This is a genomic window from Megasphaera massiliensis, assembly GCF_000455225.1.
GTDB classification, from domain to species: domain Bacteria; phylum Bacillota; class Negativicutes; order Veillonellales; family Megasphaeraceae; genus Megasphaera; species Megasphaera massiliensis.
Genome location: NZ_HF954536.1, coordinates 72,177 through 77,347, shown reverse-complemented (window position 1 = coordinate 77,347; position 5,171 = coordinate 72,177). Strand labels below are relative to the sequence as shown.

General features: G+C 44.9%; 3 protein-coding genes. All 3 read left to right on the top strand.

Translation table 11 applies throughout. The features are described 5' to 3' along the window. The first annotated feature begins 992 nt into the window (after window positions 1-992). Window positions 993-2,594: a mannitol dehydrogenase family protein gene (locus TX77_RS03140; protein WP_044503377.1), complete on the top strand. Its 1,602-nt coding sequence runs from the start codon at window positions 993-995 to the stop codon at window positions 2,592-2,594. Between the two features lie 17 nt (window positions 2,595-2,611). After that, entirely contained in the window at window positions 2,612-3,946 is a 1,335-nt protein-coding gene (locus TX77_RS03135; protein ID WP_044503376.1) for a gluconate:H+ symporter, read from the top strand. Window positions 3,947-4,478: 532 nt separating this feature from the next. Next, the coding region (locus TX77_RS03130; RefSeq protein WP_044503450.1) for a GntR family transcriptional regulator at window positions 4,479-5,171 on the top strand (693 nt) is incomplete at its 3' end.

Below are 5,171 nucleotides of genomic sequence, written 5' to 3'. Positions count from 1 at the left end.
TAACGCCGGTGAATGGATCAAAGCCGGCTGCGTAGCTGTCGGTGCCGGCGGAGCCTTGACGGGCGGCGGTAAGACGGCTGCAGAAATCACGGAAACGGCGAAGAAATTCATCGTTGCCGTCAAAGCCGTACGCGTTTAACCTTATATTCTTGTCAAAATGCGAAACACCTCGAAGCGTTGTCTTCGAGGTGTTTTTTGCGTGACGTTTTTGGGGAGGCGTTGTTTGTCATTCAAGGGCTGAAGCACATCTTAAACGACATAGTAATACTCTCTGGTGGAGGATCTGACGCCGTTAAACTCTGTTCGGGGCTTATTCGGCTATAAAAGGTATATACGGCGTCTCAGAGGCGATTGGGAAAATATTGGGCAACGGCGACGAAAGGATATAGCCGGTGAAGTCGCTGCCGGAGGAGTTGTGACCGGTAGTGGGAAGGGGATGCTGAAATCACGGAAACAGATAAAATTCATCATATCTTTTTAAGGCCGTGTGAGAAGAATGAAAAAATATTTTCACTACGGAACACTCTTTCGGAAGAATGTTGAAAGAATGTTTTTATATGCATAAAATTGGCAAAATTAGGCATATTATGTATTTTTATTCATAAATTTGCGGAGAAAAAGCTAAAATAGCGGAAAATATTTTATTCGGAGCAAACAAAATGATGTACTGAAAAATCATTTCATCCTTCCTTTTTATTCATTTTAGTCAAAATTATTGAAAATAAAGTACTAGAATGGTAGGATGTAATCACGATAAAAATGAAGATGACCGAAAAGACAATAAGAACAAGAAAATTATCTCAGTTTATTTTTTGGAGGGGTTGACGTATGAAAAAGATATTCCGTGGACACAGAGAAACGAAGGACAAGCTTACATTACAGCCAAGCGATCGACTTCCGGGTATGGAAGGCATCATCGGGGCCAAGTCTGTTTACTGGTTATGGGATTCAATCAACTGCGCGTGCGAAGCGGTATAAAGGAGGTTTTATCGATGCTTCATTTAAATCGCCGGAGCTTCCTGACGGATAAGGAAAAATGGGAAGAAAAGGGCTTTCAATTATATTCATTCGATGACAGCCGGGTAACGCAAGAAACAATCGGTCATCCTACCTGGCTTCATGTTGGCGGAGGCAACATTTTCAGAGCCTTTGTGGCACCGTTACAGCAGCAATTAATCGAAATGGGCGAAGAAAGTACCGGTATTATTGTAACTACGACGCATAATATGGCCGTTATTGATTCCGTGTATCGCCCTTATGATAATGTAAGTGTGGCCGTAACCATGCATCAAGATGGCCGATTTGATAAGAATATTATCGGGAATATTGTGGAATCGGTGGCTTGTACACGGTCACGACAGGCCGATTGGGAACGGATGCAGGCTATTTTTACGGCACCATCCCTTCAAATTGTCAGCTTCACGATTACCGAAAAGGGATATAAACTGACGGATTATAATGGCAATTATTTTCCGGATGTAGCCCATGATCTCGCCAACGGACCTGAATCCACGGAAAGCGGGATGGGGAATTTAGCGGCCCTGACCTATGCCAGATATAAGCATGGAGAATATCCCATGGCCTTCCTGAGCTTGGACAATTGCTCTCATAACGGGGACGTTATTAAAAAGGTGATTCACACCTTTGCCGATGAATGGGTGAAACATGAATTAGTGGAAGCAGATTTTATTACCTATATAGACGAAAAAATCTCCTACCCGTACAGCATGATTGATAAAATTGTTCCCTCGTATTCGGAAACCGTTCAAAAGCATCTGCAAGAATGTGAATTTAAGAACAATCAAGTGATTTCGGCAGGGAATAGTCAGTACGCGGCGGTTGTTAATGCGGAAGCCGCTCAATATTTAGTAGTAGAAGATGACTTCCCCAATGGCCGGCCGGCATTAGAAAAAGTTGGCGTTATTTTTACGGATCGAGAAACGGTTAATAAAGTTGAACGCATGAAGGTCGGCACTTGTTTGAACCCCTTGCATACGACATTGGCCGTTTACGGTTGTTTGCTTGGCTATACCTTAGTTGCCGACGAAATGAAAGATGCGGAACTTACGCGGTTGATTGAACGAATCGGCTATGATGAAGGCCTTAAGGTCGTCGTTGACCCGGGGGTTATCAACCCGAAAGCGTTTATCACTGAATTGTTGGAGAAACGCCTTCCCAATCCTAACGTTCCGGATACGCCGCAGCGTATCGCGGCGGACACGTCACAAAAGGTGGGCGTTCGCTTTGGCGAAACGATCAAAGCTTACGGAGATAAGGCCAAGACCTTGGAATATATCCCCTTAGCCATCGCCGGTTGGTGCCGCTATCTGCTGGGCGTCGATGATCGGGGAAATGTCTTTGAACTTAGTCCCGATCCGCTGCTCCAGGATCTGCAGGCCTTTTTGCAGGGTGTCGTGTTGGGAGACGGTTCGTCTGCAAAAGGAAAGTTAAAACCGATTCTTTCTAATTCAGATATTTTTGGTAGTGACCTTTATGAAGTCGGCCTTGGTGAAAAAATTGAAGCTTATTTCGAGGAACTCATTGTCGGGCCGGGTGCAGTACGGAATACATTGAAGAGATATATAATGAAATAGTACTTGGAGGGTTTATCATGGAACATATTCTACCTGTTATATGGGTAATCGTCGCGATTGGGTTACTTTTATTTATGACCGTAAAACTGAATGTCCACAGCATGCTGGCCTTGTTGCTGGTTGCCATTTTCGTTGCCTTTATGGAAGGTATGGATCCGAATGATTTGGTTCAAACCATCACCAAGGGGGCCGGCAGCACCTTTGGCGGTGTTGGTCTGATTGTCGTCCTCGGTGCCGCCTTAGGTCAGTTAATGACCGATTGCGGGGCCTCTAAAAAAATTGCCGATAAGATGGTCGCTAGTTGCGGGCTGCGAACCTTGAAATGGGGGGTTATGCTTGTCGGGGTCATCTTTGGGATTTCGATGTTCTTTGAAGTCGGTTTCATGGTTGTTGTTCCCTTAGTTGTCAGTATTGCCAGGGAAGCTAAGATTCCTTATATGTATTTGATTATTCCAGTATTAGCTGGTGTTGCTCAAGGGCATAGTGTTTTTCCGCCCCAGCCCGGTCCGGTAGCCTTAGTGGATGCCTTTGGTGCCGACAGCGGGATGGTTTATCTCTTGGGGATCGTTGTCGTCGTCCCTTCGGTTATTTGTGCCGGCATCATTTTACCCCGTTTTTTGAGCGGGTTAGATAAATTAGCCGCGCCGAATTTGGGGAATATTAATGAAACAGCCCTTCGTGATTACCGACTTCCTTCCTTTGGGGTATGCTTACTGGTTCCCTTGCTGCCGGCTGTATTTATGATTGGGAATACCATTATTCGTCATTTTGTCGCCAATGATACCTTTATTTTTAAGGCCTTTGGATTTTTAGGAAGCCCGAATATCAGCTTGTTGGTGGCTGTCCTTGTGGCCATGTATGTTTTTGGTATCCGTGCGGGACGCACGATTTCTGAAACATCGGTTACCATTACGTCTGCCATGAAAGGGATCTCTTCGGTTATCATGATTATTGGTGCAGGCGGCGTTTTAAAACAAGTTATTGTAGATGCCGGGGTTGGCCAGCATATTGCCGCTGCGGCTGCCGGTACCTCTATATCCCCGTTGATTTTAGCCTACGTCATTACCGTAATCATTCGCTGGGCTACGGGACAAGGTGCGGTAGCTGCTATTACGGCAGCCGGGATTGTTGCGCCGTTAATTCCGGTGTTTAATGTCAATCCGACGCTGCTCATGTTGGCCACGGCTGTTGGGAGTAATACGATCACTATGCCGAATGATGCTGCTTTTTGGATGATGAAGGAAACCTTTAATTTGACTATGGGACAAACCTTTAAGACATGGGGCTTATTGGAACTGGTAAACTCTACGAGTGGTTTGGCCGTCGTATTCCTCTTGACTTTATTTATCTGATAGTAAGATGTACACGGATATCTGAACATCTCGGCTCTTAGGTCAAGGCGGCTTTCCGGCTACGTTTGCTTGGCAGATCATCTTTGTTCCGAAGCAGAAGCACGAGTTTGAAGGGAATCGTATTTTTGTTATGAATCTCGAAGCCTTTGCGGGACGTGCTGCTCCGGATGTGATGATTGGCCGCATACTGAAATACCTATAAGCACAAAAGGTGCCGGGACTGTATGTTTTGACAGTCTCGGCTTATCTCACAGAGACGTCAAACTGAACGGGCAAAATTTCTCCGTAGGCGCATGATTTACTGCTTTACGAAGATTGTTTAAACAAGCTTACGAAATAAATTTTAATGGCATAATAACGCCATTTATGGCAGGTGAATAATGTTAAACCTATTTATCTTAGAAAATTTATTGTTGGGAAACCGTATAGAATGCCTTTCCATTTTTAATTAGCCTATACTATTTCTGGTGGATTTATGGTAAGATGAATTTGAGAATGGGGAAATATAGATGTTAGGAATGATGGAGTGGCTATGGATAAGTTGATTTTAATTGAAAAAGAGCCTCAGGAAACGGTGAGGGAATATGCTTACCGCGTGTTGTACCAAAATATAATGACTTTGAAACTGCCGCCGGGAACGGCCATGTCTGAACAGGAGCTATCCGGAATCTTGCAGGTGAGCCGGACGCCGGTTCGCGAAGCCTTTATCCGACTGGCGCAAAAGGGGCTGCTGGAAGTATTGCCCCAGCGAGGAACTTTTGTATCAAAAATCCATACTGGACAGTTGGCTGAATTTCGCTTTTTTAGGGTGACTTTAGAACGAGCGATTGTAGAATTGGCTTGCCGGGAGTTTTTGGATCCTTGGCGGACGAAGTTGGAGTTTTGTATCTTTGAGCAGGGCAAATTCGTAGCCAACGGCAATGCCGAAAGTTTTTTTAAGAGTGACAATACCTTGCACTCGCTGCTCTATGAAGGCTGCGGTAAGCCCCATATCTGGCAAGTAGTCCAAGACTCAAACCTCGACTATGCCCGGGCTCGTGTTTTAAATATCAGCGATGGCTATGCAGCCGAGCAAATGGAGCTCCTCTATGAACAGCATAAGATTATTGTACAGGCCGTATTCGATAAAAATGTAAAAGCCGCTCAAGACATGATGACCAAGCACATCAACAAGGTCATGGTCGACGTAGCGGTATTGAAAAAAGAATATCCCGAATACTTCGGA

Coding starts and splice junctions, on each gene's coding strand:
- TX77_RS03140 (WP_044503377.1), top strand. CDS start 993: ATGCTTCATTTAAATCGCCGGAGCTTCCTGACGGATAAGGAAAAATGG.
- TX77_RS03135 (WP_044503376.1), top strand. CDS start 2,612: ATGGAACATATTCTACCTGTTATATGGGTAATCGTCGCGATTGGGTTA.